Source organism: Sphingosinicella sp. (genome assembly GCF_052387495.1).
Lineage (GTDB): Bacteria > Pseudomonadota > Alphaproteobacteria > Sphingomonadales > Sphingomonadaceae > Allosphingosinicella.
Map to the genome: position 1 here is coordinate 1 of NZ_JBQTJC010000121.1, position 26,901 is coordinate 26,901.

34 protein-coding genes, 2 tRNA genes and 1 other RNA gene are annotated in these 26,901 nt (G+C 68.4%); 18 read left to right on the forward strand and 19 right to left on the reverse strand.

Translation table 11 applies throughout. The annotated features are described in order from the left end of the window. The 6 genes from ACT4N8_RS06760 to ACT4N8_RS06785 form a co-directional block, all read left to right on the forward strand. Window positions 1–824, forward strand: an 824-nt coding sequence (locus tag ACT4N8_RS06760; protein WP_444857373.1) for a chemotaxis protein CheB, incomplete at its 5' end; no start/stop codon positions are given. A 1-nt stretch (window position 825) separates the two neighbouring features. After that, complete coding sequence (locus tag ACT4N8_RS06765; protein WP_444857374.1) at window positions 826–1,683, forward strand: CheR family methyltransferase; 858 nt, start codon at window positions 826–828, stop codon at window positions 1,681–1,683. 41 nt (window positions 1,684–1,724) lie between these two features. Next, complete coding sequence (locus ACT4N8_RS06770) at window positions 1,725–2,423, forward strand: N-acetylmuramoyl-L-alanine amidase (RefSeq protein WP_444857375.1); 699 nt, start codon at window positions 1,725–1,727, stop codon at window positions 2,421–2,423. Between the two features lie 6 nt (window positions 2,424–2,429). Continuing rightward, an RNA gene (gene rnpB / locus ACT4N8_RS06775) (RNase P RNA component class A) lies at window positions 2,430–2,804 on the forward strand. A gap of 51 nt (window positions 2,805–2,855) precedes the next feature. Continuing rightward, window positions 2,856–3,386 (forward strand): J domain-containing protein, encoded by a 531-nt coding sequence (locus ACT4N8_RS06780; RefSeq protein WP_444857376.1) that lies wholly within the window; start codon window positions 2,856–2,858, stop codon window positions 3,384–3,386. Between the two features lie 69 nt (window positions 3,387–3,455). After that, on the forward strand, window positions 3,456–3,626 hold the full coding sequence (locus ACT4N8_RS06785) for a hypothetical protein (RefSeq protein WP_444857377.1): 171 nt from the start codon (window positions 3,456–3,458) through the stop codon (window positions 3,624–3,626). A 3-nt stretch (window positions 3,627–3,629) separates the two neighbouring features. Here ACT4N8_RS06785 and ACT4N8_RS06790 read toward each other — a convergent pair whose 3' ends face one another. The 13 genes from ACT4N8_RS06790 to ACT4N8_RS06850 all read right to left on the reverse strand — a co-directional run bounded on the left by ACT4N8_RS06790 (window position 3,630) and on the right by ACT4N8_RS06850 (window position 8,282). After that, complete coding sequence (locus tag ACT4N8_RS06790; RefSeq protein ID WP_444857378.1) at window positions 3,630–4,070, reverse strand: PaaI family thioesterase; 441 nt, start codon at window positions 4,068–4,070, stop codon at window positions 3,630–3,632. Beyond that, the gene (locus ACT4N8_RS06795; protein ID WP_444857379.1) at window positions 4,070–4,480 is read right to left on the reverse strand and encodes a SufE family protein; all 411 of its coding nucleotides are present in this window, start codon (window positions 4,478–4,480) and stop codon (window positions 4,070–4,072) included. Before ACT4N8_RS06795 ends, ACT4N8_RS06790 begins: the two co-directional genes overlap by 1 nt. Window positions 4,481–4,524: 44 nt before the next feature. Further along, window positions 4,525–4,752: a hypothetical protein gene (locus ACT4N8_RS06800; protein ID WP_444857380.1), complete on the reverse strand. Its 228-nt coding sequence runs from the start codon at window positions 4,750–4,752 to the stop codon at window positions 4,525–4,527. A 9-nt stretch (window positions 4,753–4,761) separates the two neighbouring features. Continuing rightward, window positions 4,762–5,013: a hypothetical protein gene (locus ACT4N8_RS06805; RefSeq protein WP_444857381.1), complete on the reverse strand. Its 252-nt coding sequence runs from the start codon at window positions 5,011–5,013 to the stop codon at window positions 4,762–4,764. Between the two features lie 29 nt (window positions 5,014–5,042). After that, window positions 5,043–5,318, reverse strand: a complete 276-nt coding sequence (locus ACT4N8_RS06810; protein WP_444857382.1) for a hypothetical protein — start codon at window positions 5,316–5,318, stop codon at window positions 5,043–5,045. A 10-nt stretch (window positions 5,319–5,328) separates the two neighbouring features. Then, window positions 5,329–5,607, reverse strand: coding sequence for a hypothetical protein (locus ACT4N8_RS06815; protein WP_444857428.1), 279 nt, complete (start codon window positions 5,605–5,607; stop codon window positions 5,329–5,331). A gap of 85 nt (window positions 5,608–5,692) precedes the next feature. After that, window positions 5,693–6,001, reverse strand: coding sequence for a hypothetical protein (locus tag ACT4N8_RS06820; protein ID WP_444857383.1), 309 nt, complete (start codon window positions 5,999–6,001; stop codon window positions 5,693–5,695). 12 nt (window positions 6,002–6,013) lie between these two features. Continuing rightward, window positions 6,014–6,307, reverse strand: a complete 294-nt coding sequence (locus tag ACT4N8_RS06825; protein ID WP_444857384.1) for a hypothetical protein — start codon at window positions 6,305–6,307, stop codon at window positions 6,014–6,016. 21 nt (window positions 6,308–6,328) lie between these two features. Continuing rightward, the gene (locus tag ACT4N8_RS06830; RefSeq protein WP_444857385.1) at window positions 6,329–6,577 is read right to left on the reverse strand and encodes a hypothetical protein; all 249 of its coding nucleotides are present in this window, start codon (window positions 6,575–6,577) and stop codon (window positions 6,329–6,331) included. A 27-nt stretch (window positions 6,578–6,604) separates the two neighbouring features. Next, window positions 6,605–6,988 (reverse strand): envelope stress response membrane protein PspC, encoded by a 384-nt coding sequence (gene pspC / locus ACT4N8_RS06835; protein WP_444857386.1) that lies wholly within the window; start codon window positions 6,986–6,988, stop codon window positions 6,605–6,607. After that, window positions 6,985–7,305, reverse strand: coding sequence for an envelope stress response membrane protein PspB (gene pspB, locus ACT4N8_RS06840; protein ID WP_444857387.1), 321 nt, complete (start codon window positions 7,303–7,305; stop codon window positions 6,985–6,987). The genes pspC and pspB overlap by 4 nt, the downstream gene beginning before the upstream one ends. 4 nt (window positions 7,306–7,309) lie before the next feature. Beyond that, window positions 7,310–8,008, reverse strand: coding sequence for a phage shock protein PspA (gene pspA / locus ACT4N8_RS06845; RefSeq protein WP_444857388.1), 699 nt, complete (start codon window positions 8,006–8,008; stop codon window positions 7,310–7,312). A gap of 115 nt (window positions 8,009–8,123) precedes the next feature. Then, entirely contained in the window at window positions 8,124–8,282 is a 159-nt protein-coding gene (locus tag ACT4N8_RS06850; RefSeq protein WP_444857389.1) for a hypothetical protein, read from the reverse strand. A 187-nt stretch (window positions 8,283–8,469) separates the two neighbouring features. On the opposite strand from ACT4N8_RS06850, the gene pspF reads away from it, so the two are divergent. Beyond that, entirely contained in the window at window positions 8,470–9,510 is a 1,041-nt protein-coding gene (gene pspF / locus ACT4N8_RS06855; protein ID WP_444857390.1) for a phage shock protein operon transcriptional activator, read from the forward strand. Here the strand turns inward: pspF and hmgA are convergent. Further along, window positions 9,507–10,799 carry a homogentisate 1,2-dioxygenase gene (gene hmgA, locus ACT4N8_RS06860; RefSeq protein ID WP_444857391.1) on the reverse strand — a complete coding sequence of 431 codons (1,293 nt, stop codon included), beginning with the start codon at window positions 10,797–10,799 and terminating at the stop codon, window positions 9,507–9,509. The two genes, pspF and hmgA, sit on opposite strands and share 4 nt — an antisense overlap. 60 nt (window positions 10,800–10,859) lie before the next feature. On the opposite strand from hmgA, the gene ACT4N8_RS06865 reads away from it, so the two are divergent. After that, window positions 10,860–12,992 carry an ATP-binding protein gene (locus tag ACT4N8_RS06865; protein ID WP_444857392.1) on the forward strand — a complete coding sequence of 711 codons (2,133 nt, stop codon included), beginning with the start codon at window positions 10,860–10,862 and terminating at the stop codon, window positions 12,990–12,992. Window positions 12,993–12,997: 5 nt separating this feature from the next. Here the strand turns inward: ACT4N8_RS06865 and ACT4N8_RS06870 are convergent. Then, window positions 12,998–13,071 (reverse strand) — tRNA-Cys (locus ACT4N8_RS06870). Between the two features lie 77 nt (window positions 13,072–13,148). Between ACT4N8_RS06870 and ACT4N8_RS06875 the strand changes: the two genes are divergently transcribed. From ACT4N8_RS06875 to ACT4N8_RS06905, 7 genes are all read left to right on the forward strand, one after another. Beyond that, on the forward strand, window positions 13,149–13,895 hold the full coding sequence (locus tag ACT4N8_RS06875) for a ComF family protein (protein ID WP_444857393.1): 747 nt from the start codon (window positions 13,149–13,151) through the stop codon (window positions 13,893–13,895). A 32-nt stretch (window positions 13,896–13,927) separates the two neighbouring features. Continuing rightward, a complete protein-coding gene (gene grxC / locus ACT4N8_RS06880; RefSeq protein WP_444857394.1) occupies window positions 13,928–14,188 on the forward strand; it encodes a glutaredoxin 3 in 261 nt (86 codons plus the stop codon). Continuing rightward, window positions 14,185–15,015 carry a carbon-nitrogen hydrolase family protein gene (locus tag ACT4N8_RS06885; protein ID WP_444857395.1) on the forward strand — a complete coding sequence of 277 codons (831 nt, stop codon included), beginning with the start codon at window positions 14,185–14,187 and terminating at the stop codon, window positions 15,013–15,015. Before grxC ends, ACT4N8_RS06885 begins: the two co-directional genes overlap by 4 nt. Continuing rightward, entirely contained in the window at window positions 15,012–15,440 is a 429-nt protein-coding gene (locus ACT4N8_RS06890; protein WP_444857396.1) for a DUF1178 family protein, read from the forward strand. The genes ACT4N8_RS06885 and ACT4N8_RS06890 overlap by 4 nt, the downstream gene beginning before the upstream one ends. A 39-nt stretch (window positions 15,441–15,479) precedes the next feature. Then, window positions 15,480–15,556: transfer RNA gene (locus ACT4N8_RS06895), tRNA-Arg, on the forward strand. 25 nt (window positions 15,557–15,581) lie between these two features. Then, on the forward strand, window positions 15,582–16,043 hold the full coding sequence (locus ACT4N8_RS06900; protein ID WP_444857397.1) for a DUF2141 domain-containing protein: 462 nt from the start codon (window positions 15,582–15,584) through the stop codon (window positions 16,041–16,043). A 65-nt stretch (window positions 16,044–16,108) separates the two neighbouring features. After that, the gene (locus tag ACT4N8_RS06905; RefSeq protein WP_444857398.1) at window positions 16,109–17,626 is read left to right on the forward strand and encodes a radical SAM protein; all 1,518 of its coding nucleotides are present in this window, start codon (window positions 16,109–16,111) and stop codon (window positions 17,624–17,626) included. Here the strand turns inward: ACT4N8_RS06905 and ACT4N8_RS06910 are convergent. The 3 genes from ACT4N8_RS06910 to ACT4N8_RS06920 form a co-directional block, all read right to left on the reverse strand. Then, the gene (locus ACT4N8_RS06910) at window positions 17,623–18,336 is read right to left on the reverse strand and encodes a phosphocholine cytidylyltransferase family protein (protein ID WP_444857399.1); all 714 of its coding nucleotides are present in this window, start codon (window positions 18,334–18,336) and stop codon (window positions 17,623–17,625) included. The two genes, ACT4N8_RS06905 and ACT4N8_RS06910, sit on opposite strands and share 4 nt — an antisense overlap. Continuing rightward, complete coding sequence (locus tag ACT4N8_RS06915) at window positions 18,333–19,436, reverse strand: inositol-3-phosphate synthase (protein ID WP_444857400.1); 1,104 nt, start codon at window positions 19,434–19,436, stop codon at window positions 18,333–18,335. The genes ACT4N8_RS06910 and ACT4N8_RS06915 overlap by 4 nt, the downstream gene beginning before the upstream one ends. A 69-nt stretch (window positions 19,437–19,505) precedes the next feature. Further along, on the reverse strand, window positions 19,506–20,477 hold the full coding sequence (locus ACT4N8_RS06920; RefSeq protein WP_444857401.1) for a CDP-alcohol phosphatidyltransferase family protein: 972 nt from the start codon (window positions 20,475–20,477) through the stop codon (window positions 19,506–19,508). 65 nt (window positions 20,478–20,542) lie between these two features. Between ACT4N8_RS06920 and ACT4N8_RS06925 the strand changes: the two genes are divergently transcribed. Both ACT4N8_RS06925 and ACT4N8_RS06930 read left to right on the forward strand, forming a co-directional pair. After that, window positions 20,543–21,451 carry a CDP-alcohol phosphatidyltransferase family protein gene (locus tag ACT4N8_RS06925; protein WP_444857402.1) on the forward strand — a complete coding sequence of 303 codons (909 nt, stop codon included), beginning with the start codon at window positions 20,543–20,545 and terminating at the stop codon, window positions 21,449–21,451. Continuing rightward, window positions 21,444–23,720 (forward strand): LptF/LptG family permease, encoded by a 2,277-nt coding sequence (locus ACT4N8_RS06930; RefSeq protein ID WP_444857403.1) that lies wholly within the window; start codon window positions 21,444–21,446, stop codon window positions 23,718–23,720. The genes ACT4N8_RS06925 and ACT4N8_RS06930 overlap by 8 nt, the downstream gene beginning before the upstream one ends. Here the strand turns inward: ACT4N8_RS06930 and ACT4N8_RS06935 are convergent. Next, window positions 23,633–24,880 carry a glycosyltransferase family 4 protein gene (locus ACT4N8_RS06935; protein WP_444857404.1) on the reverse strand — a complete coding sequence of 416 codons (1,248 nt, stop codon included), beginning with the start codon at window positions 24,878–24,880 and terminating at the stop codon, window positions 23,633–23,635. The genes ACT4N8_RS06930 and ACT4N8_RS06935 overlap by 88 nt on opposite strands. Here ACT4N8_RS06935 and ACT4N8_RS06940 point away from each other — a divergent pair. Continuing rightward, entirely contained in the window at window positions 24,879–26,849 is a 1,971-nt protein-coding gene (locus tag ACT4N8_RS06940) for an LTA synthase family protein (RefSeq protein ID WP_444857405.1), read from the forward strand. The two genes, ACT4N8_RS06935 and ACT4N8_RS06940, sit on opposite strands and share 2 nt — an antisense overlap. The last annotated feature ends 52 nt before the right edge of the window (window positions 26,850–26,901 follow it).

Here is a 26,901-nt window from a genome sequence, read left to right on the forward strand (position 1 = left end):
GCGCGAGCGGCGGCGCCCGCGTCCTCATCGTCTCGTCGATGGCCGAAGACGGCGCCGAGACCACCGTCCGCGCGCTGGCGCAGGGCGCGGCCGATACCCTGCCTAAACCCGGCGCCGCCGATTTCGCCGGCCGCTTCGCCGATGTTCTCGCCGACCGGCTCCGCCGCCTCGGCCGCGCCGTCCGCGCGCCGGATCCCGTTATGGGGCGAGACTCACCCCAGCTCGTGCTTCGCGATCTGCCGAAAGGACCGGTCGGCTGCCTCGCTCTCGGCGCGTCCACTGGCGGACTACCCGCGCTGATCGATTTCCTCGCCGCACTGCCGGCCCGGCTCGCGGCGCCGATCCTCGTCACCCAGCACCTTCCCGAGGCGTTCATGGCCTCCTTCGCCCGCCAGCTCGAACGCGCCGCCGGTCGCGAGGCGCGCGTGGCGAGAGAAGGTGAAGCCGTCCGCCCGGAGGTCATCCACGTCGCGCCGGGCGATGCGCATCTCTGCGTGATCCGGAACGGCGCCGAAGTGCGCATCGGGCTCGACCGCAGCCACGCGCTCTCGGGCTGTCGTCCTTCGGTCGACCCGATGTTCGCCTCCGTCGCCAAGGCCTATGGCGACACGGGCTTCGGCGTCATTCTTTCCGGCATGGGGCGCGACGGCCTGCTCGGCGCGCGCCGCCTCGTCGACGCCGGCGGCGCGATCCTCGCGCAGGACCGGGCCAGCGCGGCCGTCTGGGGCATGCCGCGCGTCATCGCCGAAGCGGGTCTTGCCTCGGCCGTGCTGCCGCCGGCCGACCTCGCGCGCCGCGTCGCAGTGGCCGCGAAGGGGCGCTAGCATGGAAATCAGCGCCTCCTCGCAACGCATCCTGGCCAGCCTGCTCGAGGCGCGCACCGGCCAGCAGCTCGCCTTCAACCGCCGCTGGCGGATCGATACAGCGCTCGCCGCGATCCTCCGCGAGCGGGGCTTCGCCGGCATCGATCAGCTCGTCGCGCGCCTCGTCTCCGGTCAGGACCGCGCCCTCTCCGACCGGGTGATCGAAGCCCTGCTCAACAACGAGACCTATTTCTTCCGCGACAAGCTGCCCTTCGATCTGCTGCTCGAAGGGCCGGTCAAGAAGCTGGAAAAGGCGCGCGCGGGCAAGCGCCGGCTGTCGATCTGGTGCGCCGGCTGCTCGACCGGGCAGGAGGCCTATTCGCTGGCGATGAGCTTCGCCGCCGACAAGGCCCGCTGGCAGGGCTGGACGATCGACATCGTCGGCACCGACCTTTCGGCGAGCGCGGTCGCCCGCGCCCGCGCCGGCACCTATTCGCAGTTCGAAGTGCAGCGTGGCCTGCCGATCAGGCAGATGCTGCGCTGGTTCTCCGAGCAGGGCGGCGGCGAATGGCAAATCGACCCCGCCTTGCGCGCGAGCGTCCGCTTCGAGGTGGCCAACATCCTCGAGCCGCCGCCTTCGCCGGGGAGTTTCGACATCGTCCTGTGCCGCAACGTCCTGCTCTATTTCGCGCCCGACATGCGCCGGCTCGCCTTCAACCGCCTCGCCCAGGCGGTCGCGGACGACGGCACCCTGATGCTCGGCGCCGGCGAGACCGTGCTCGGCCAGACCGACCGCTTCACCCCGGATTCAGAGCATCGCGGCCTCTACCGGCTCGCCGCAGCGTCCCCGGCAGCAGTACGGCCCGCCCGAGTCGCCTGATCCGCCTTGACGCCGCGCCGCTTTTGGCGCGGTAAAGAGGCGTGGAAGACGACATCGTCGAGGCCCCGTCGCCCAATTTCGACGAGCGCGACCAGCCCGTCTCGATGATCGTGCTCCATTACACCGGGATGGAGGACGGCCCCTCGGCGATCGCCCGGTTGCGCGATCCGGCGGCGCGGGTTTCGTCGCATTACGTGCTCGCCGAAGACGGCCAGGTGCTGCGTCTCGTCGCGGAGGACAAGCGCGCCTGGCATGCCGGCCAGTCCTATTGGCGCGGGGTCCACGGCGTGAACGCCTGCAGCGTCGGCATTGAGATCGTCAATCCGGGCCACGAATTCGGCTACCGCCCGTTCACCGAGCAGCAGATGGACGCGCTCGTTCCCTTGCTCGCCGGCATCGTCCGCCGCCACAACGTGCCGCCCGCCAATGTCGTCGGCCATTCCGACGTCGCGCCCGCGCGCAAGCAGGATCCGGGCGAGCTCTTCGACTGGGCGCGGCTGGCCCGCCACGGCCTCGCCGTTCCCCGCCCGACTCGCGCCCTCGCCGATCCGCACTGGACCGACGGCGGCTTCCTGCTCGCGCTCGAGCGCTGGGGCTATGACGTCAGCGATCGGGCGGCGGCGGTGCTTGCCTTCCAGCGCCGCTTCCGCCCCGAGCTGCTCGACGGCGAGATCGACGGCGAGTGCCGCGCTATCCTCCTCGCTCTGCTGTTGGATCGGCAGAGCGGCCGGACTATATAGGGTAGGCCAGAGGGTTGGGCGGCCGCTGCTCCCGCGAGGGAGGAGAGGAAAGTCCGGGCTCCATGGAACGACGGTGCCGGATAATGCCCGGCGGGGGCGACCCCAGGGACAGTGCCACAGAAAGCAGTCCGCCGGGCTTCGGTCCGGCAAGGTCGAAAGGGTGGGGTAAGAGCCCACCGCGCCTCCGGCAACGGCGGCGGCACGGCAAACCCCACCGGGAGCAAGACCGAATAGGGGCGGCATATGGGCGTGTTCCCGCTCGTCGCCCGGGTTGGTTGCTTGAGGGGCGGAGCGATCCGCCTCCTAGAGGAATGGCCGCACATCCGCCTTAGCCTTGGCGACGGCGGAGGACAGAACCCGGCTTACAGACCCTCTGGCATTTTTCCCTGCTCAGGCTGGCCCCGGCGCCGGCCTTTGCCTATCTGGAAGATCATGGCGCGGCACAGGCGATCGGACGATTGGGGTTTTCCCCGCTGGCGTGGCTATGGCTCCACGCGCCAGGCCGAGCCCGTGCGTAAGTGCGACCGGCACGGCTGCGACGAGCCGGGCGACCGGCCCGCGCCGAAATCGCCGAACAGCCGAGAGCGCTGGCATTTCTGCGAAGCGCACGCTGCCGAGTACAATCGCAACTGGAATTATTTCGAGGGGCTGACCGCCGAGGAGATCGCGGCGCGCGAAGCGGCCGAGCAGCGCGATGCCGGCGCTTTCAAGCAGGCCAATTATTACGGCTGGGGCGGCCCCGGCGACGGCAGCCGCGGCCGCGACGAGATGCGCGCGCTGGACGTGCTGGAGCTCGAGGCCGACGCCGATTTCGAAGCGGTGAAGGCCGCCTATCGCCGCCTCGCCAAGGCGAACCACCCCGATCTCAAGCCCGGCGACGCCGAAGCCGCCACCCGCTTCCAGGCGATCCAGGCCGCCTACGAAGTGTTGCGCAAGTCCGAAGAGCGCCGCAACGCAGCTTGAGCCGCGCGGAACCTTTCTCTTCTTCGACAATTCTTCGAGTGCTGAAGTAACGATGTGGGGGGCGCTATTATGTCGCTCTATCGCTATCGTACCGACGTGCTCGTCGGGGCCTGGCGCGCCAAGCGCGAGCAGGCGATCGAGGACGCGGTGCTCGCCGGTCAGGCCCGTTTCAACGAGGCGCTCGAGCTGGAATGGCTCGTTCCCGGCGAGATCGAGGAGCAGGTGCGAAAGGCCGCCTGAGAGTCACTCGGTGACGATGAAGGTGCCGGAGACATGCGCCACCGGATCGTCCGGATCGCCGTCATGCGCCAGGCCGCGGACGAAGCCAACGCTGCGGGTGAGGCCGTAGCATTCGCCGCGGCCGGTGATCGTCCGCTCGGGCACGGCCGGACGCAGATAGTCGACGCGCAGGTCGAGCGTCGCCTGATGGCGGAAATGGCCGAGCCGAACCCAGATGGCCAGGCTGGTCGCCATGTCCATCAGGCTGATGATCGGGCCCGACGCGATGATCCCGCTCTCCGGCATGCCGACCAGCTCGGGGCGGTAAGGCAGGCTCAGCTCCGCCCAATCCTCGCCATGCGCGACATAGGCGATGCCGAGCGCGCCGCCGTGGCCGACCCGGCGGACATAGGACATGAACTTCTCGGGATCGAAGGACGTCTCCGGGCTGCGCGGGTCGCTCATCAGGCCAGCCGCTCCGCGGTCTGGCGGACGAGCGCGATCATGTTGGGGATACCCTGCGTGCGGTTCGAGCTCAGCTGATTCCTGAGGTCGAAGGGGGCAAGGGCGGCCTCGATGTCGAGGTCGAGGATCTCGCTTGGGCGTCGGTCTTGCACGGCAAGCAGGATCAGGGCGACGATGCCCTTGGTGATTGCTGCATTGCTGTCGGCGAGAAAATGCAGCCGTCCGTCATCCCGCGGCAGCGGATAGACCCAGACCGCGGCCGAGCAGCCGCGCACCAGGGTCGCGTCGGTCTTGAGCGGCTCGGGCATCGGCTCCAGCGCCCGGCCGAGGTCGATCAGCAGCCGGTAGCGGTCGTCCGCGTCGAGCAGCTCGTAATCGGCATACACCTCGTCGATCGATTGGAAGGCCATGCCGGCGGCCTTAGCCCCAACGTCCGGATTCGTCACCCTAAGCGTCAGCCCTCGACGCCATTGGCGAGGGCTTCAAGCCGGCGCACCCGGTCGCGCAGCTCGGTCAGCTCGACTCGGGCCGGCCCCCGCGCGCCGGGCGCGGCCCGGCCGCCATTCAGCTCCAGCCGCCTGAGCTCCAGCCAGCCCTGCCAGCCGCGCAGGGCGGCGGCCGAGACCAGCGCCAGCGCAAGGGTCGCGGCGAAGGCGAGAACGAGGAGCGTGGGATCGGTCATCTCATCTTCCTAGCGGTCGCGCAGCTTTTCGATCTCGCGCTCGAGGCTGTTTTCCTTCTCCACCGTGATTCGCTCGAGCACCTGCAGCCGCTCGCGGAGCTGTTTCACCTCGTCGCGCAAATGCCGGGTTTCGGCATCGTCGCGGGTGGCGGGCAAGCCGTGGCCGTGCCGGCTCCGGCCGCCGCCATACTTGGCCCTGAAGACACTGGCGATCATCACGATCAGGACGATCATGATCACCATGATGTGACTGCTTTGCATCGATGCTCCTGCCTGTCTCGCCTGATTGCCTAGTTCAGCGGCCTGTCCCGCAGTCTTTCGATCTCGTCGGCCACCTCGATCCCCTTGTCGGTGACGATCCGCTCGAGCACGCGTACGCGCTGCTCCAGCCGCTCGTTCTGCGCTGCATATTGCGCCGCCTTTTCCGCCGTCCCGGCGTTGAGCGCCTCGGCGAGCTTCTCCTTGTGCTTCAGCCAGCGCTTGAACGCGTCGGCGGCCACGCCGGCGATCACCGGGATGCCGACCACCACGAAGAAGAAGCCGACAACGAGCCAGGTCTTGTCCATCGCGTCCTCCTCAGTTCCGCTTGCCGCGCAGATTTTCGATTTCGTGGGTCAACCGGTGGCTATCGTCGGTGACGATCCGCTCGACGTTGGCGAGCCGGTCCTTCACCGCGCCCAGTTCGGCGCGGAGTTGGGCGTTCTCGCCGGAGAGCAATTTCATCCGTTCGGCCGTCTCGGTCGTCATCTTGGGCTCGACCGACTTGCCCCACGAGGTTTCGAGCGGATAGCCGTGCTTGATCCTGAGCCAGGTCAGGAACACCCAGGCGAGGATCGCGATCAGGCCCAGCAGCATGCCGCCGCCGATGATCCAGGGGAGGTGGGGAACGATGACCTGTTCGGCGAGGTCGGGCTGCTGCGGCACTTCTAGTCCTTTCGCTTCAGTTCGCCGGCCCGCGCAGGGCTTCGATCTCGTGAGTCAGGCGGTGGCTGTCGTCGGTGACGATGCGCTCGACATTGGCGAGCCGGTCCTTCATCGCGCCGAGCTCGGCTTTCAATTGCGCAGTCTCGGTCGAGAGCAACTTGATCCGCTCCATCGCCTCGTCATTGCTCTTGGGATAGACCGACTCGCCCCAGGCGCTTTCGAGCGGATAGCCGTGCCTGACGCGCAACCAGGTGGTGACGACCCAGCCGGCGATGGCGGCGAGGCCGACGAGAGCGGCGACGGGGGCGAGGACTTCGAAGGGCATTTGATTGGTCCCCTAATTCCTGAGATTTTCGATTTCGCGGGCGGTGCGCTCGGCCGGATCGGTGGCGATCCGCTCGAGCACGGCGAGGCGCTCTTCCATCCGCCCGATCTGGCCCTTGAGCTCGCGATTTTCGGCGGTGAGCTCGCCGATCCGCGCCTGCGCGTCGGGATCTCCCTTGTGCGTCGTGCCGCTCCATTCATTCTCGAGCGGATAGCCGTGCTTGGCCCTGATCCAGCTGTTGATCAGCCAGCCGACGGTGCTGATCGCGACGATCGCGATGACGAATCCCGGTCCACCCCAATCCATGTTCCGACTCCCCTGTTGCGGCTAGCGCAGTTGCTCGATTTCCCGGGCGGTGCGCTCGGCCGGATCGGTCGCGATCCGCTCGAGCACCGCCATCCGATCCTCGAGCCGGGCCACCGTCTCGCGCAGCATCTCGTTCTCTCGCTCCAGCTCCCGGTTGCCGCTCGAACCTTTTTCGAGGGCGCGCTTGTCGTAGGAGAAGCGCAGCAAGGCGATAACCACACAGGCCGAGGCGATGATCGCGACGATCGGAATGAAGACACCGAAATTCATTCTTCCACACCCCTCAAGCGACTGAGACTAACGAAGCTGCTCGATCTCGCGCGCGAGGCGGCTGTTCGAGCTGGTCACATAGGCCTCGACGTCGGCGAGCCGCCGGTCGATGTCGCGGAAGCGCGAGCGCACGTCGCGGGTAATCCGCTTCGGGTTGGCGCGCACGCCCTGCCAGAATTTCTTCTCCTCGGGCGCCTCGTCGTAGAGGTCGAGCGGCTTGCGCGGCGCGGTCGCCGCGGCGATCCAGTAGGCGATCAGCGTCCAGGGAAAGCCGCCCATGATCGTCATCAGCACCACGCCGATGCGGACCAGGGTGACGTCCATCCCGGTATAGTCGGCGATGCCCGCGCAGACGCCCGACCATTTGGCGTTCTGCTTGTCGAGATAGAAGCGGGTGCGCTGCGACGTCATGCTTTCCTCCTGGGAGCGCGGGTTGCGCGGGCGGTTTCCATCAGCCGCTCGCCGCGGTCTTCGAGCGCGGTTTCGACCGGATCGCAGCCGAGCTGACGCCAGTTGGGATTCTCGGCCTGGACGATGCGCTCGATCGTGCACATCCGGTCGTCGAGCCGGCGGGCGAGATCGTGCAGCTCGTCGAGCAGATTCTCGTCCTCGGTAGTGATCGTGGCGGCGGTCTTCCACTTCGTGATGTAGTGGAAGATGATCCACGGCAGGATGACGAAGAGGACCGGGACGACAATGATCGGAATTAGGATTTCAGCTCCGTCCATCGGCTCAGCCCTCCTTCTTCGCGGCCTCGCCGCCATTGGTGCGCTTGGCGAGGCTCGCCTTCAGCGCTTCGAGCTCGGCGTCGACCTTGTCGGAATTGCGAAGCTCGGCGATCTCCTCGTCGAGCGTCTTGGGCGGGCCGCCGATGCTCAGGGAGTCGGCATGGCCCTCGGCAAGGTCCGCCTCGCGCTCCAGCAGGTCGAAGCGGGAAAAGGCGTCGTCGACCTTCGGGCCTGAATAAAGCTCGCGCAGCCGGGCGCGATTCTGCGCGCTCTCCATCCGCGTCACGATCGCGTTCTGGCGGGCGCGGGCTTCGCGCAGCTTGGTCTGCAGCTTGGCGATGTCGGCCTCGGAGGCGCGCAGCGCGTCGTCGAGCACCTCGATCTCGGTCTTGAGCTGGTCGGCCATGTCGGCGGCCTTCTGCCGCTCGTAGAGCGCGGCCTTGGCGAGGTCCTCGCGGTCCTTGGACAGCGCCAGCTCGGCCTTCTCGACCCAGCCTTCCTGCAGCCGGTCGAGCTTGCCGATCTGCCTGCGCATCTCCTTCTGGTCGGCGATGGTGCGCGCCGCCGAGGCGCGAACCTCGACGAGCGTCTCTTCCATCTCCAGGATGATCATTCGGATCATCTTCGCCGGGTCTTCCGCCTTATCCAAAAGGTCGGTGACGTTGGCGGCAATAATATCGCGCGTCCGCGAAAAAATTCCCATGGGAAACAACTCCTTGGCTGTTACATAAGGCCGGGCCGGGCGGTTGCGGCGGGGCTCGCGCGGGCTATTCCGGATAAGCTCCGCGCGACCGACCGAAACCTTGACCGGCTCGGCTTCAGCCATGCGCCTGTCCCGTCTGGACAGCGGCATAGCTGACCGGGGCGGTTTCGGCCGAACGGGCCGGACCGACCGCCGCGGCGACCGAAAGGGTGGAAAGGACGAGCGCGCCGACCGCGGCGGTGGCGACCCGAGCGAGTTTGTCGAAATTGAACATATCCGGTCTCCCTAAACCTGGCGTTGCATTCCCGTCCCGCCGCCCATTCGGCGGTGACGCCAATTCTTAAGCAGGGGGCGTGCCAATCGGCGGAAGTGGCGGAAAACCGCCAAAAACGCAGCATTTCAGGGTTGTCGCGAACGATAATCTCTTGCCAAGACGTGGCGCGATATCCCAATAAGTGGGAATGGAGCGGAACACTCATCTCGTCGGTCAATCCTCGTCCTTTCTGGACGCGGTGGAGCGCGCCAGCCGTGCCGCGCCGCTCGATCGGCCGGTGCTCGTCATCGGCGAGCGCGGCACCGGCAAGGAGCTGATCGCCGAGCGTCTGCACCATCTTTCCTCCCGCTGGGACGGTCCGCTCATTATCATGAATTGCGCGGCGCTGCCCGAGACTTTGATCGAGGCCGAATTGTTCGGTCACGAGGCGGGCGCCTTCACCGGCGCGACCAAGGCCCGGCCCGGCCGCTTCGAGGAGGCCAATGGCGGCACCCTGTTCCTCGACGAGATCGCCACCCTCTCCAGCCCGGCCCAGGACCGGCTGCTGCGCGCGGTCGAATATGGCGAGGTCACCCGGATCGGCGCGAGCCGCCCGCTCGAGGTAGACGTCCGCATCGTCGCGGCGACCAACGAGCATCTGCCCAAGCTGGTCGAGGAGAGCCGCTTTCGCGCCGACCTGCTCGATCGCCTCAGCTTCGAGGTCGTGACCCTGCCGCCGCTCCGCCACCGGGAAAGCGACATCCCCGTTCTCGTCGATCATTTCGGGCGGCGAATGGGCCTGCTGCTCGGCTGGGAGACCTGGCCCGGCTTTTCCGAGGCGGCGATGGCGAAGCTGATCGCCTATCCCTGGCCGGGCAATGTGCGCGAACTTCGCAATGTTATCGAACGCGCCGTCTACCGCTGGGAGGGGCAGGAGGGGCCGATCGAGGACATTCAGTTCGATCCCTTCGAATCGCCCTGGCGGCCGCTTCAGGCGGCAAAGAAGGCGGAGAGTGAGAAACCCGCTGAGGCGGAAGCGGGGGCTGCGCTTGCCGAAGCGTCGGCGCCGGCCCACGATCCGACCGAGGCGGCGGACCTTCGCCTCGCCGTCGCCGAGTACGAGAAGGCGATCCTGTCAGCGGCGCTCGAGAAATGCCGCTGGAACCAGCGCGCCGCCGCCGCGGCGCTCAGCCTCACCTACGATCAACTCCGCCACGCGATGCGCCGCCACAAGCTGCAGGGGAGCTAGGGGAGTTTCGCCTTCGGAAAGCCGCCCCAAGCCGAGTCATAGTCGGGCTGCGCATGTTCGAGCGCGAATTGCGTCGGGCGATAGGGCCAGCAGCTCTCCACCATGAAGGCCATCGTGCCCTCGATCTTGTGGGGCTTGAGCTCCGCCGCGCTCGCCTTCTTCCAGCTCTCCACGTCGGGGCCGTGGCCCGCCATCAGATTGTGCAGGCTCATCCCGCCCGGCGCGAAGCCCTCGGCCTTGGCGTCATAGTCGCCGTGGATAAGGCCCATGCACTCGCTCATCACGTTGCGGTGGAACCAGGGCGGCCGGAACGTGTCCTCGGCCACCATCCAGCGCGGCGGGAAGATAACGAAATCAGCATTGGCCCGGCCCGGCACGTCGCTCGGGCTGGTCAGCACGGTAAAGATCGACGGGTCGGGATGGTCGTAGCTCACCGTCCCGAGCGTGTTGAAGCGGCTGAGATCGTAGGTACAGGGCGCCAGATTGCCGTGCCAGGCGACGACGTCGAGCGGGCTGTGACCGAGCTCGGTCACCCAGAGCGCGCCGAGATACTTCTGGATGAGCTCGCACTTGCCGTCGCGATCCTCATAGGCGGCGGGGGGCGTCAGGAAATCGCGCGGATTGGCGAGGCCGTTGGCGCCGATCGGGCCGAGGTCCGGCAGGCGGAACAGGCTGCCGTGATTCTCCGCGACATAGCCCCGCGCCGTCCCGTCCGGCAGCAGCACGCAAAAGCGCACGCCGCGCGGGATCAGCGCCACCTCGCCCGGGCCGATCTCCATCCGCCCCAGCTCGGTCCGGAGGTCGAGCCGGCCCTGCTGCGGAATCAGCAGCACCTCGCCGTCCGCGTCGAAGAAATAGCGGTCCGCCATATCCCGGTTGGCCCGATAGATATGGACCGCGACACCCTCGAAGCTGGCCGGGTCCCGATTGGCCATCATCGTGACGAGTCCGTCAACGAAATCGGTCGGCGCGTCGGGCAGCGTCAGCGGATCCCAGCGCAGCCGGTTCGGCGGAATCGGCGTCTCGACCGTGCCCGGTGCGAACAGCTTCGCACCGTCATAAGCGCGATAGGGCGGATGCTCGGCGGAGGGCCGCATCCGATAGAGCCACGAGCGGCGATTCTCGGAGCGCGGCGCGGTGAAGGCGGTGCCCGAAAGCTGCTCGGCATAGAGACCGTGCGCGGGCCGTTGCGGCGAGTTGCGGCCCTTGGGAAGCGCGCCCGCCATCGCCTCGGTCTCGAAGTGGCTGCCGAAGCCGGACATCATCTCGCTCGTCACCGCCAAGTTCATCGCGCTCCCGTCGCGCTGGGCGATTGAACGCCGCGCGGGCGCCAGCCATAAGCGGCACCGATGCCGACCGCAATCGCCCCGCCGCCCACCGCGATCGCGTCGTCGCGCCGCGCCAGGCTGATCAAGTGGCTGATCTGGGCCTTCTGCCTGCTGCTGGTCGCTGGCAGCTGGTGGTTCGTCGCCGCGCAGACCGCCTTCGAACGGCGCCAGGCGATTGAGGACGCGATCCGCCAGAACGTGAATCGCACGATCGCCTTCGAACAATATGTCCGGCGCACGATCGAGGCGGCGGACTTGGTCACGCGCTATGTCAGCGGCCGCTTCGCACGCGGCGACGCCGGCGGCGAATTTGCCGGCAGACCGGGCAATCCCGCGCGGATCTCCGGCAACCTCGGTCGCGGCGGGCCTTTTCTGGGCGTCAGCATCGCAGATGAGAACGGTGACATCATCGCCACATCGACGCCGCTGCCCTCGGCGCTGACCAATGTCGCCGACCGTCCCGCCTTTCGCGCGCACCTGCGGCGCGACACCGGGCGCCTCTATATCAGCGCGCCGACGGAATCCTCGATCACCGGCCGCAACGTGATCTGGCTCAGCCGGCGGCTCAATCATCCAGACGGTTCGTTCGCGGGAGTGATGGCGGTCAACGTCCCGCCGGAGCAGCTGACCGCTTTCTATCGCGACGCGAGGGTTGGGCCGATGGACGTGATGTCCGTCATCGGCCTCGACGGCATCGCCCGGGCCCGCCGCGTCGGAAGCGTGATTAGCGCCGGCGAAGATTTTTCCAGCCAGCCCTTCATGCGGCGCCAGCTCGCCAATCCCAGCGGTACCTATCTGGGGACGAGTGTCATGGACGGCGTCGATCGCTATTTCAGCCAGCGCCGGCTCGAGGAGTATCCCCTATTCGTCGTTTACGGGGTCTCGGCCGAGGAGGTTCTCGAACCTTCCCGGCACCGGGCGCGCATCTTCATTGCCGGCGCGGCCCTGCTCAGCCTGATGCTGATCGCCTTCGCCGCGTTGCTCACCCTGGTCCTCAACCGGCGCGAGCGGCGCGAGGTCGAGATGGCGCAGGCCAATCACCGGCTCCAGGAAGCTCAGCGGATCGGCCAGATCGGCGACTGGCATTACAACGTGCGGACCGGGGAAACGTTCTGGTCGCCGCAATTGCTCGCCATGTACGAACGCGAGGGACAAGGGAGTCCGACTCTGGAGGAATTCCTGGCCTATCTGAACGAGGATGGCCGCGCGGTGATTCGCCACGCCCATGAAGCGGCAATCCGAACCGGCGAGGCCCAGGAGGTGGAATATATGGTCCACCTGCCGAGCGGCGCGGAGACCTATCACCAGAGCGCCATAATCCCGGCTAAAGATGCGAGCGGCCGGGTCGTCCGGCTGCACGGCACCGACCAGAATATCAGCGCCCGCAAGCTGCTCGATCTGCTCCAGACCCATGTCGCCCATCTCTCCCGGGTCGAGGCGATGAACGCGATGGCGGCGACGCTGGCGCACGAGCTCAACCAGCCGCTCACCTCGGCCGCGAATTTTCTCGTCGGCAGCCGCGGCCGGCTCAAGGCGCGCGGCGCGGAGGCGCTGGACGAGGCGGTCGAGGGCATGGCCGCGGCGGAGCATCAGGTCCATCTCGCCGCCAACATCATCCGCGGCGTGCGCGAGATGCTGTCGAACCAGCCCAAGACTCTGGTCTCGGTTTCGCTGACCCGCATCGTCGACGATGCGGCGGCGCTGATCGCGATGGCGGACACGAACCGCCGGTTCGAGGTGGACAAGGAGATCGCCGCCAACGCCCGCACGGTGAAGGGCGACAGAATCCAGCTTCAGCAGGTAATGGTAAACCTGCTGCGCAACGCCCATGACTCGACCGAAGGGGTCGCCGCACCCGAAATCCTCGTCAGCAGCCGGCGCGAGGGGCCCGGAAGCGTCACTGTCTGCGTCGATGACAACGACCCCGGCTTCAGTCAGCCGATGAGCGAGCGTTTCTCCCCGTTCGCGACGACGAAGAGCGCCGGGCTCGGCCTCGGCGTCTCCATTTCGCGCACGATCATCGAGGCGCATGGCGGCCGCATCTGGACGGAAGATCGCGAGGGCGGCGGCGCCCGCATCTGCTTCACCCTGCCGTCCGCCCGCCGCAAGCAAGGCGAGGCCGACGGAGGAGCCGAAGAGAGCGAGAGCGCCTAGGAAGGTGGAGGCCCGAGCCGGAATCGAACCGGCGTGCAAGGATTTGCAGTCCTCTGCGTAACCACTCCGCCATCGGGCCGCCGGCAGGGCAGATGGTCGGCTTTGCCCGGCCTGTCAACCTTGCCCAAGGGGGCGATTCTGGGCAGGCTGAGCTCCATGCAGGCGCCGATCGCCCTGGCCCGCGCCGCCGCTTCGCGGCTGCTCGATTTCGCGCTGCCGCCGCGCTGCCCGTCCTGCGGCGCGATCACCGAAGCGCCGCACCGTTTCTGCTTTCCCTGCTGGTCGGAGCTGATCTTTCTCGGCGAGCCCTGCTGCGCGCGCTGCGCCTTGCCCTTCGATTACGGCCAGGGCGAGGACGCCTTGTGCGGCGGCTGCATGGCGCATCCGCCGCGCTACGACCGGCTGCGCGCCGCGGTCGCTTATGGCGATATTCCGCGCAAGGTCGCGCTGAAGCTCAAATATGGCGGCCGCCCCGGCGTCGCCGAGACCATGGCGCGGTTCATGGCGCGCCATCTCGATGCGGTGCCGGACGCGCTCCTCGTGCCCGTGCCCCTGCACCGCTGGCGGCTGTGGCGGCGCGGCTATAACCAGGCCGCCTTGGTCGCCACCGCGCTCGGCCGCCGGGCGCGGCTCGAAACTCGGCTCGACCTGATCTCCCGCGTCAAGGCGACGCCGCCGCTCAAGGCGATGAGCCCGCGGCAGCGCCGCGACGCGCTGCGCGGGGCGTTTCGGGTGCCCCCCGCGCGCAAGACGGAGCTGAAGGGCCGCCGGGTCGTGCTGATCGACGACGTCTACACGAGCGGCGCGACCGCCAACGGCTGCGCGCGGGAGCTGAAGCGGGCCGGCGCGGCCGAGGTCCAGGTGCTGACCTGGGCGCGCGTCGTGCGCGGCCGCGATCATTGACAAGGGGCGGGCCGCCTCTCACCTTTCGGGCGATGGCTCAGGTCGAAATTTATTCCAAAATCTTCTGCTCTTATTGCGCGCGCGCCAAGCGGCTGCTCGACGCCAAGGGCGCGCGGTACGAGGAGTATGATATCACCATGGGCGGGCCGAAGCGCGCAGAGATGATCCAGCGCGCCAACGGACGGACCACCGTCCCCCAGATCTTCATCGACGGGCGCCATATCGGCGGCAGCGACGATCTTCACACGCTGGACGCGTCCGGGCGGCTCGATCCATTGCTGGCGGACCGATGAAGATCGCCGTCTACCAGGCGCAAACCGGCATCGACCCGGAGGCGAATGCGCGCGATCTGGTCGCGGCTGTCGAGGAGGGAGGCGCCGCCGGCGCAACGATGCTGTTCACGCCCGAAATGAGCGGCCTCCTCGACCGCGACCGGGCGCGGGCCACCAAACATCTTCATTTCGAGAGCGACGATCTGGTGCTGGCCGTGGTGCGCGAAGCCGCGGGGCGGGCGGGCATCTGGGTCCATCTCGGCTCGCTGGCGTTGCTCGACACGGACGGCGACATGCTCGTCAATCGCGGCTTCGTGATCGACGACACCGGCGAGATCCGCGCGCGTTACGACAAGATCCATCTCTTCGACGTCGACCTGCCGACCGGCGAGAGCTGGCGCGAATCGGCGGTCTATCGGCCGGGGACCGGCGCGGTCGTAGCCCAGACACCGCTCGGGCCGCTCGGCCTGTCGATCTGCTACGATCTCAGGTTTGCCGATCTCTACACAAGCCTAAGCAATCACGGCGCGACGATCCTCGCCGTCCCCGCCGCCTTCACGGTGCCGACCGGCGAGGCGCACTGGCATGTGCTGCTGAGGGCGCGCGCGATCGAGGCGGGCGTGTTCGTCGTCGCGGCCGCGCAGGTGGGTCATCATGAGGACGGCCGAGTCACCTACGGCCACTCGCTCGTCGTCGATCCCTGGGGGAAGGTGCTGCTCGACATGGGCGCCGACAGGCCGGGCGTCGGCTTCGCCGAGATCGACCTCGGCGCGGTCGACGAGGTGCGCAGCCGCCTGCCCGCGATCTGGCACCGCCGCCCGATCCCGCGGCCTGAGCCGTTCAAGTGATCGTCTTCGATCTCAGATGCGCGACGGGCCATGTCTTCGAAGGCTGGTTCGGCTCCAGCGCTGAGTTCGAGAGCCAGCAGACCCGTGGACTGGTGAGCTGTCCGCTGTGCGGCAGCTTCGAGGTCGCCAAGGCGCCGATGGCGCCGCGCATCGGCGCCAAGGGGAATGCCTCCTCCGATCCCTGGCCCGCGGCGATGAAGAAGATGCTCGCCGAGATGGCGACGATGCAAAGGCAGCTGCTCGAAAAGAGCGACAATGTCGGCGATCGCTTCCCGGACGAGGCCCGCGCCATCCACCTCGGCGAAGCGGAGGCACGCGCGATCCACGGTCGCGCCAGCCGGGCGGACGCCGAGAGCCTGGCCGAGGACGGCATCCCCATCTCGCCCTTGCCCTTTCCGGTGCCCGAGCCGGGCGAGGAGAATTGACCGGCGCGGCCTCATGAGCCACATCGGCGGCGCGAGAATGGCCCCGTAGCTCAGCAGGATAGAGCGACTGATTCCTAATCAGTAGGCCACAGGTTCGAATCCTGTCGGGGTCACCACTCGCGGGGCAGCGTGGAGCCGGACATGATCAAGCGCATCGCCGCGGCCTTCGTTGCCGCGCTCTTCGTCGCGAGCAGCGCGGCAGCGCAGGGGCCGTGCACCGGGCCGCCGAGCGCTACCCGGCTCTACGTCACGATCGAGAATGTCCGCGCCTCGCAGGGACTGATCGCGCTGACCCTCTATGCCGACGATTCGCGCCGCTTCCTCGCCCGGCGCGGCTCGCTCTACGTCGGGCGGGTACCGGCGCGCGCGCCGGTGACGCGGGCCTGCATCCATCTCCCGTCACCCGGCACCTACGCGCTCGCCATCTATCATGACGCCGACGCCAACCGCCGCTTCAACCGCAGCGCGATCGGGCTGCCGGCGGAGGGCTATGGCTTCACCAACAATCCCGGGACCCTATTCGGCCTGCCCTCCTTCCGCTCGGTCCGCCTCGCCGTGCCGCGGACCAACACGGCCACGACGATCCGGATGCGCTATCCCTAGCGGAGACGCGAGAATCCGCTTGCTCCCGGCGCGGGAGCGGGCTCAGGTGGGGCAGGGGGAAACGCATGCGGATCACGATCATCGATCTCGCCGAGCGGGGCCCGACCCGGGACCTGTTCAAGCGCAAGATGAGTCCCAATTTCGCCAGCATCATGCCGCAGGTCGTCGCGGTTTGGTGCGAGGAGCTGGGGCATGACGTCCGCTATCTCTGTTATACTGGCTATGAGGATTTGACCGGCCTCGCCGATGAGACCGACTTCCTGATCGTCGGCGGCTTCACGCTTTCCGCCTTCACCGCCTACGCGCTTAGCGCGATCTACCGGTCGAAGGGCGCGGTCACCGCGCTCGGCGGTCCCCATGCCCGCTGCTATCCGGAAGATGCCGCCCGCCATTTCGATTATGTCCTCGGGCTCACCGGCAAGCCCGAGATCGCCGAAATGATCGGCGAGGCCGCGCCGCACCGGCCTTATGGCCGCCGCTTGAGCGCCGCCGTCCAGCCGCGCGAGATTCCGAGCCTTCGCCAGCGCTGGAAGTTCGTCGAGGCGACGCTCGCCAAGGCGGGACCGCTCAAGTTCGTGCCGATGATCGGCAGCTTCGGCTGCCCCTATAGCTGCAGCTTCTGCATCGACGCGACGGTGCCCTACCAGCCGCTCGCCTTCGACCAGCTCAAGGCGGATCTGCGCTTCGCCGCGACGAAGATCAAAAATCCGATCATCGGCTGGCACGACCCCAATTTCGGCGTTCGCTTCGACGATTATCTCGGGGCGATCGAGGAAGCCGCGTCGCCCGGCACGATGCGCCACATCGCCGAGATGAGCCTGTCGCTGCTCACCGACGACAATCTCGCCCGGCTCCGGCGCAACGGCTTCGTCGGCATGCTTCCCGGCATCGAATCCTGGTACGATTACGGCAACAAGTCGAAGGCGACGCGGGTCTCGGGGATGGCCAAGGTCCGTCAGGTCGCGGACCATGTGAACCGCATCCTCGCCCATATCCCGGTGGTCCAGACCAATTTCATCCTCGGCCTCGATTGCGACTCGGGCGACGAGCCGTTCGAGCTGACCAAGGCCTTCATCGATCTGACCCCGGGCGCCTACCCGGCCTTCTCGCTCTTCACCTGCTACGGCCGCGCCTCGCCGCTCAACCTCGAGCTGCAGCGCGCCGGCCGGATCAACGCCATGGCCTTCCACTTCCTCGACAGCAACCACGGCATGAACATCCGCCCGCTTCACTATTCCTGGCCGGATTTCTACGATCGGGTGGCGGACGTGACCCGCCATGCGCTCGGCGCCGGCGGGACCTGGCGCCGCCTCGTCGCCAATCGTCCGGGCGCCGCCGGCTTGTTCAACCTGTTTCGCGGCGCGACGACGGGCCGGCCCCGCTACCAGGCCGAGATGGCGCGCATGCTCCGCGAGGATCGCGGCCTGCGCGCCTATTTCGAAGGCGAAACCGGTACGACCCCCGAATTCTTCAAGGCCCGCATCCAACGGGACCTCGGCCCGCTCTGGGATGCGCTGCCGCCGGGCGCGCTCGCGCACGATTCCTATGCCTATCTGAACGGACAGGCGGCGGCGGTCGCCTAGGCTGCGCCGATCATCGCTTCGGCCAGCTTCAGGCTGGGCGGATCGTCGACATCGAGCCAGAAGCGCCCGGCCACGTCCATCGTTTCCGCCTCGCCCTTGTCCGCCAGCCGCTGGACGCCCTCGGACAGGCTGCCGACGCCGCCGCCGGCGATCGCCTCCCTTATGGCCGCCGCCAAGGCGGGTGTGGCGTGGAAGATTCCGGTGTCGACGGCGTCATAGCGCTCCAGCAACTTTCCGATCTTCGCGATCCGGCCGCCATCGCCGAACGCCACCTTGGTCGCGTCGTCCAGATCGAGGCCCGGCCGCGCCAGATCGCGGTCGACGGCAAGCCGCAGCCCCGCCGGCCGCGGCGCGCGGCTCAAAGCGCGCACGATCTCCGGATCGAACAGATGATCGCTCATCAGCAGCAGGTAGTCGCCATCGATCCCGTCCGCGCCCTCGATCACCGAATGACCGTTCGCCGCGGCCCAGTCGGCGACCCGCACCGCCCGAATCGGCAGGCCGGTCCGGGACTCGAGGTCGGAGAGAAATGCCTCAACCCGTCCCGTCTCGTGGCCGGTCGCGACATGGAAGCGGGTCGCCCCCGCGGCGGCGGCTGCGCGGATGACATGCTCGATCAGCGGCACCCCGCAGACCGGCGTCAGCGGCTTGGAATCGGAAACCGCCCGCAGCCGGCTACCGAGGCCGGCCGCGATGATCAGGCAGATCATTCCGCCGCCAGCGCCTCGCCGGCGATGAACTCCTCGACCAGCTGGGCGGCGACGTCGTCGCTGAATTGCTGGGGCGGGTGCTTGCAGTAGAAAGCCGCGGGGCCGATCAGGGCGCCGCCGACGCCGCGGTTCAGCGCCACCTTGCAGCAGCGGATCGCGTCGATCACCACCGCCGCGCTGTTCGGGCTGTCCTCGACCGAGAGCCTGAGCTCGAGGTTCATCGGCACGTCGCCGAACAGGCTGCCCTCCATCCTCAGGAAGCAGAGCTTGTTGTCGTTGAGCCATGGGATGTAGTCGGACGGGCCGATATGGATGTCCGGCTCGGCGAGCCGCTCGGCCAGCGCCGACTGCACCGCTTCGGTCTTCGACTCCTTCTTCGATTCGAGCCGGCCCCGATCGAGCATGTTGAGGAAGTCGGTATTGCCGCCGGTGTTGAGCTGGTAAGTGTGGCTGACCGCGACGCCGCGCTGCCCGAACAGGTTGGACAGGACGCGGTGGACGATGGTGGCGCCCAATTGCGCCTTGATGTCGTCGCCGACGATCGGCAGCCGACGCTCCTGGAAACGCCGCTCCCAGGCGGGATCGCTGGCGATGAACACCGGCATGCAATTGACCGCCGCCACGCCCGCCTCGAGCGCGCAGTCCATGTAGAAGCGCGTCGCCTCCTCCGAGCCGACGGGCAAATAATTGACCAGCACCTCCGCGCGCGAAGCTTTCAGCGCGGCGACGATCTCGTCCTTGCCCGCCTCGGGCGCGGCGGCCGGCACGAAGCCGCGCTCGCCGGCCGCGATCATGTGCGCCGCCATCCCGTCCAGCACGCGGCCCATCATGACAGGGATGCCGCTTGTCGGGATATCGCGCTGGAACACCGCGGTGCAATTGGGCGGCGCGAAGATCGCCTCGGAAATGTCGCGGCCGACCTTGCGGGCGTCGGTGTCGATGGCGAGGACAAACTCGACATCGGCCGGGCCGTAGCCGCCGATCTCCGCGTGCATCAGGCCGCGCGTGCCGCGCGATGGATCGGCATAATAATGGACGCCCTGGACGAGCGAGCTGGCACAATTGCCGACCCCCACGATCGCGGTCCGGACCTTCGACATCAAGCCCCCGTTCAACGCGGCATCCACTTCATGACCGCTCGATGACGCTCGCCACAACGCCGAAAGAAGTCAAGCGCTTCGCTCGGCGGCGTTCCGTTCCGAGGCCGGGAGGAAGGAGGCGAGAACGAAGAGGAACCACACAGTCGTCAGCGCCGCGAAGACGTAGAGCGCGGGCAAGGCGAGGCCGACGAGGATCAGGACGGCGAACAGGAACGCGAAGGTGTCGCGGCTCGAGATCGCGATGGCGCAATCCATCAGCAATGCCGCAAAGCCCTCCCTCCGGCGGCTCTGATAGCGGCGCTTGACGCCGCCGGTGTCGAGTATTCGGCCAATACGGGCTTCGCGCAGGATGATCGCGCCGAACCCGGCTACGGCGAGGGAGAGCGTCCAGACGCCGACTAGCATCGTCTGCGGGCCGGTGTGCTCCGCGAGGTTGATGGTGACGCCGGCGATGAACAGGAGGTTGGTGGTGAGGTCCACCGCCGTGTCGAACACCGCCCCGGCCGGGGAGGTTCGCCAGGTCGCGCGGGCGATCTCGCCGTCCACCCCGTCGAACACGGAAGCGGCGTGGAACAGCAGCCCTCCGGCGATCAGCCCGGCCTCGCCGCCGGCGACCAGGGCCGCGAACATCGCGACGGCGAGCAAGGCGGTGCCGAGGGTGGCGTGGACGGGGCGGATACCTGGGATGTGGAGGAGCAGCATGGAGATACGCTGTGAAACGGGCCGGTTCAGCCGGCGCGAGACGAAGCCGTCGCCGGGCTTGGCGGTGGCGCGCAGGATCGCCCGCGCGTCCAGTTCGGGCGCATCAACCCCCGGCTCATCGTCATGACTGACGATGATCTCGATACCGGGTGCGAGCCGGGCGAGGTCGTCGCGCGTCCGCGCGTCGAGCCCGCCCTCCGGCAGGACGATCCGGACGCCGCCGCCCTTGTCGACCTCCCGCACGAGGCGGACGACGGCGGCGACGCCCGCGACGCGGCGATTGGCCGCGGCGGCGCTCGCGAAGCGCAAGCTGAGGCAATCGGATTTTTCGCTTCCCATCCGCGCCGCATGTAACGCACAAATCGAAACCGACGAGCGATTTTTCCGTGAGAAGGGGGCGATCAATGGCTTCGAGGCCCGCGCGACCGGCCGATCCGCCGACGGCGGAGGGCGCGCGCCCGGGCGAGCTCGAGGACGCGCTCAACCGTTTCGTCTATCATCCGCTCGCCCGAGGATTGGCGCGGACGCTCCGACCCACCTTCGTCGGGCCGAACGCGGTTTCGGTCGCCGGCATGCTCCTCGTCTGGGCGGCGGCCTGGGCCTATACCGGTTTCGCCTGGCCGGTCTCGGTCCTGATCGGTTTCCTGCTCCACCTCTCCTGGCATGTCGTCGACGGCGCGGACGGCCATCTCGCGCGGCTGCGCGGCACGGCCTCCGCGACGGGCGAGCTGGTCGACGGCGTCTGCGACTATGCCGGCCACACCCTGCTCTATATCGTGCTCGCCGCCATGCTGGACGACACGCTGGACGGCTGGGCCTGGACTCTCGCCGCTTTGGCCGGTGCCTCGCACATCGCCCAGACCAACCATGCCGAGACGCAGCGCCGTGCCTATCTCTGGTGGGTCTACGGCACGCCCTGGCTCAAGCACGCCAAGGCCGAGGGCGACGAGATATTCGCGCATGGCAACTGGTTCAGCCTCGGCTTCAGCTGGATGGCGCGGCTCTATCTGAAGCTGCCCAACCAGATGACGCCTTGGGCGGCGCGGATCGACGTGATCGTCGCTGAGTCGGCCGGTGATCCCGCTCGGCTGGCGCGGGTTGCGCGGCTGGCGCGGGAGCGCTCCGGGGGTACGCTCGCATTCCAAAAGCTGCTCGGCCCCAATCCGCGTACCTTAATCCTGGGCGCCAGCATGGCGGCGGGGAGCCCGCTCTGGTTCTTCCTCGCCGAGGCGGTGCTTTTGAACCTGCTCCTGATCCTCTCGGTCCGCCACCATAATGAAGTCGCCCGCGCGCTGGCGGCGGAGCTTGACTGAGCTGGCCATGCCGACGCGGCGGCCCCTCCGGCCGGGGCTGCTCGATCTCTATCTGATCCGCGGCGTCGCCGGGCCGTTTCTCCTCGTCACGCTCGCGGCCGGCAGCGCGATGATGCTGGAGCGCGCGCTGCGCCTGATCCACGAGCTCGCCGCGCGCGGCGCGGACCTCGGCTATTTCCTGCCGCTCCTCCTCCGGCTCGCGCCTTATTATCTCGATCTCGCGCTGCCGGCGGCCTTCATGGTCTCTCTCATGCTGCTGGTCGCGCGGCTCGACGACCGGCTGGAGCTGGAGGCGATGCTTGCTTCCGGCCTGTCGCTCGGCCGGATCGCGCTGCCCTTGGCCGGCTTCGGTGTGTTGATCGCGCTGGCCAGCCTCGTCGCGGGCGGCTGGCTCGAGCCGCTCGGGCGCTACGGCTTCCGCGCGCTCCGGGTCGAGGCGGTCAATGCGGGGCAGGCCGCGAACCTGCAGCCGGGCGCGATCTACCAGGCCATTGACGATCTGGCGTTCAGCTTCGACCGGCGCGGCGCGGACGGGCGTCTCGAAGGGATATTCGTCTGGCAGCGTTTGCAGGACGGGCGCGAGCTGGTGCTGACCGGGCGCGCCGGCCGCGCCGGCTTCTCGGCCCGCGACGGTCTGTTCGGCATCGACTTCGCCGGCGGCCGCTACGTCGCCCAGCGGCCGGGCGGGGGCGCGCCGTCGGTCGTCGCGTTCGATTCGATGGCGTTTCGCCAATCGATGAGGCTCGAGGATTCGTCCTGGCAGCGGGGCTGGGACCAGAACGAGCTGACTCTGCCCGAGCTGCTCGACGCTCCGGCCGGGTCGAGCGTTTCGCCGCGCGCACTGGAGACGGAATTCTATAGCCGGCTGGCGCGGGTGGCGATCATTCCCTTGCTGCCCTTCCTCGTCCTGCCGCTTGCCTTCGCCACCAAGAAGGGGCGGCGGACGGCGGGAATCGTGCTCGCCGGGGCGCTGCTCGCCGCGTTCCATCATGGGCTGACCTTGAGCAAGCGGCTCGCGCTTGGCGGCACGATCGAGCCGGTCGGCGCCACGCTCGGCGCGGCCGCCCTTTGCGCCGCGATCGCGATGCTGGTCTTTCTCTCCGGCCGCCACCTCCCAAGCCACAGCCCCATCGCCACTCTACTGCGCCCATTCGGCTGGGCCTCGCCGCAACGCGGCGCGCGGGCGCTGCCCAGCCTGAAGGGCGCGACGATCGCCGTCTATTTGTCGCTGCGCCTGCTGAAATGGACCCTGATCGCGCTCGTCGCGGTCGCCGGCTTCCTCCAGCTGGTCGACCTTTTCGAGCGGGGCGACGATTTCGTGGCGCGCGATATGGGCCTGGCCGATGTCGCCCGATACGCCTGGCTGCAGCTACCGGCCCTGCTCCAGCAGGCCCTTCCCGTCGCCGCCTTGGCCGGGGCGATGGTCGTGTTCGCGGATTTCGGCCGCAGCCGCGAGATGGTCGCGATTCGCGGCGCGGGCGTCTCGCAATATCGCATTCTCCTGATGGCGCTGCCGGTGCCGCTGCTGCTCGCCGCCGCGAGCCTGTCCCTCGCCGAGCAGGCCGTTCCCAAGAGCCAGCTCGCCCTTGCCGACTGGTGGGGGCGGACGGTGCCGGCCGCGCGGGCGGAGGCGCCGCCGGCGCGCTGGTTCCACCTCCGCGACGAGATCGTCCGTGCGCAAGCCGCCGGGCCGGACGGGCGCCTGCTGACCCAGATCGACATATTCAGGCGGGACGCACACGGTCTGATCGCCGAGCGGCTGGCGGCCGCTAGGGCGACCGAGGGCACGGAGGGCTGGACCCTCCACGACGTCCGGCGCAGCCGCTACGCGCCGGGCGGAGTGGCCAGTGAAGATCTGCCGCGCCTCGCCTGGCCGGTGGCGTTGCAGCCCGACGACGTGGCCACCTTTTTCGCCGCGCCGCCGGCTTTGTCCTCGGCGGCCGCGCAGCGCGCGCTCGACGCGGCTGCGCCGGTCAGCCGCGCCGCCGCCCTGTTCGAGACGCGGCTGCATCGCCGTGCGGCGGAGCCGCTCGCGCCGCTGGTCATGCTGCTGCTCGCTTTGCCGCTCGCGTTCGTCTCGCCGCGCACCGATCGAGCCTGGCCGGCTTTGCTCTACGCGGGCGGCGGGGGCTTGCTCTACCTCGTGGCGGACGGCGTGCTCACCGTCGCGGCGCAGGTCGGCTATTTGCCGGCCGCCGTCGGCGCCTGGACCGCGCCGATCCTCGCCTTGCTCGTCGCGACGACCGTGCTCCTATATTGGGAGCGCTGAGCTTCGAGCCGCGATTCTAGGAAAGCGGCGATCCGTGTCGCGCGCGCATCCCAGGTAAGGCTCTCGGAGAGGAGGCGCGCATTTGCGGCTAGCCGGCCCGCCAGCCCGGATTCGGTCAGGATGCGGTCGAGCGCGGTGGCGGCGAGATCGGGCCGGTCGGGCGGGACGAGAAGCGCGTTCTCCCCGTCGCGGAGCAGCTCGGCCGTGTCGGGCGCGATCGGCGCGAGGATCGGCCTTCCGGCGGCGAGATAAGCGAATAGTTTCAATGGCAGCACGCAATTGCGGTGCCGCTCGAGCGGCGCGCGCGAGGGCGGGATGAGCAGCACGTCCGCCGCGCTCAGCCAGTCGGACAGGGTGTCCGGCGCCTGCCAGCCGACCACCTCCAAATTGGTGTAAGCGGCGGCCTGTTCCTCGACCTGGCCCCGACCTTCCGAGCCGATCAGCAAAAACGATATATCGGGGCGCAGCGCGGCGAGCGCGAAGAGCTGGTCGAGTCCCTTCAGCGCGTTGAGCCGGCCCGCATAGGCGGCGATCGTCCGGTCGCGCGGGAGGCCGAGCCGCGCGCGAGCCTCCGTCTTGTCGATCATTGCACCCATTCGTCGGGACTCGGCGCCGTTGTGCGCGACAAGGAGCCGCTCCGGGTCGATCCCGATTCGCCGGTACGATTCCGCCGCGAAATCCGAATGGGTCACGATGCCCAGGCAGCCTTTGTGCCGGGCGGCGGCGCGGATCAGCGGGCGGATTGCGGGCAAATCGTCCGGCCACGGGCGATAATGGTCGGTGGCGAAGGGGAGGGGGGAGAGCCCGCCCATAGCCAGCATCGCCGGACCGCGCGAATAGAGCAGGTCGGCGCCGCGCAGCACCGGATCGCGCCGCACCCGGCGCAGCCACATCAGGCTGCGCGCCAGGCTCTCGCCCGCCCAGGGGCTCGCCCGCTGCACCACACGAAAATCGCCTTCGACGTCGAAATAGGCGCGCAGGTCGTCGGGGGTGACCGCCGGATCGTCCGCGCCTCGCGGCATCAGCAGCGTCACCTCGTGCCCGCGCCGCGCCAGCGCCGCGACCGTGTTCATGCTCTGCTCGCGGCAGGCCTGGCGGCCGGGCCGCGACCAGAGCAGGGGATAGACGATGCGCATCGGTGCTTGGCATATATCCTTCATGGGGGGCGGGTCCATCGCACCGGGGGACGAGCGGGCGACCGGCGCCGGTCAGTTCGCGCTCGCCTTCCGCCTCGCGCTCGCCGGCTGGCTCGGCTGCGTCGCGCTCCAGCTCGCTCTCTATCTGCGCCCGGCGCCGCACGGCGGGCCGGTGCTGCTCGAATGGGAGCGCTATCTCGGACTGGCGCTCTATTATGAGCTGCTCGGCGTCTGGCTGCTCTCGCTGCCCTTCTTTATCCTCTGGCTGGCGCTGTTTCGCCGCCCGCTCCGTTCGCGCGGCTGGCGCCTGCCGGCCTACGTCCAGACCACGTTGCTCGCGGTCAATCTGGCGCTGAGCCAGATCGATCATGAGGTGCTCCGCTTCCTCGGGGTCCGTCTCAATCTCTCCTTCCTTTATGCTTATGGCGATCCTTCCCTGATCGCGGACAGCCTGTTCCTCGACGTTTTGCGCGCCGACCGGGGCGGACCGTTTCTTCCGCTCGCGTTGCTTGTGCTCGCGCCCGCTCTCTACGCCTGGTGGGCGCAGCGCCTGCTTCGGCGCGAGCGCGCGTCGTGGCTGCGGCCGGGCCTCTGGCTCGCTCTGATTCTCGCGATCGTGCCGCTTGCCGCCCCGGCCAATGGCTGGCGGATGGCGACCAGCCAGTTCCGCCTGCGCAAGGTCGAGCCGGTCGTGATCGCCCTCGCCGTGGACGTCGCGCCCGGCTTCGGGGATCGCGCGGCGCCGGGCGAATTGACGGCGATGGTCGCGGAGCATCGCCACGCCTGGCTCGCCCGCAGCGCGGACCGCGCCTGGCGCTTCCCCGACTCCGCATATCCCTATTGGCGGGTTCCGACCGAGTCCTCAATTCCAGAGGGTGAACGGTGGAACGTCATCTATCTCCAGCTCGAGACGTTTCGCGGGCTGGACGTGGGCTTCCTCAACGCCGCCCGCCGGCCCTCGCCGACGCCCTATCTCGACCGGCTCGCGGCAGGGCCGAATGCGGCGGTCTGGACACGGGCATCGAGCTTCGGAATGCCGAGCATCAACGGGCTCTTCGCCACGCATTGCTCGATCGCGCCGTCCTCCCGACGCTACATCACCGCTTACACCCACGTCCAACTGCACTGCCTGCCCGAGCGTCTGCGCCGGCTCGGCTACCGCACCGAAATGTTCAACGGCGGCGATACCGACTGGGACAATAGCAGCCCATGGCTGCGCTTATGGTACGACCGGGTGCAGCGCTTCCCCGAGGCTGAGGAGCGGGATCGCGACGTGTTTCACGCGGCGGCCGAGGGCATCCGCCGTCTCGGCCGCTCCGGCCAGCCTTTTTTCGCCTCGGTCGTCTCCGTGAGCAATCACACCCCGTTTCGCACGCGTGAGCCGGCGCTCGACATTGCCGGCCAGGACAGCGCGGCGGAGCGGATCCTCAACACCACCCATTACACCGACGACGTCGTGCGCGAATTGCTGGAGGGGTTCCGGCACGAGCCCTGGTTCGCGCGCACCCTGGTGGTGATCGTCGGCGACCACGGCTTCAATCTCGGCGAGCACGGCCAGGCGCCCGGGCAGCACGATCTTTATCGCGAGTCGGTCTGGGTGCCGCTGATCGTAGCGGGCGCGCATCCGCGGCTGCCGGCGGGTCGGCATGACGGGCTCGCCAGCCTGCTCGATGTGGCGCCGACCCTTGCCGACCTGCTCGGCCTCCGCGAAGCCAATCCCTGGCAGGGCCACAGCCTGATTGCCGTCACCGGGGAAGGCAGGCTCGCTTTCGGTTTCCGCGGATCGCTGCTGATCGAGACCCCCGGCTGGTCCGCGCTGCGCGACCCGTATGACGGCGCCACGCGCCTCTACCGCCGAACGGACTGGCTGCAGCGCCAAAATCTCGCCGGGCGCGTGGCGGGTGCCGAGCGGCTGCTCGCGCAGGCGGACCGTGTGCGGCGCCTCAACGATTATCTCCTCCGGCACGGCCGGATCGCCCCGCCGCGCGATTAAACTCCTGTTCACCCGCAAGAGCCGATCGTTTCGCCTCCGTAGTAAGGAGGGG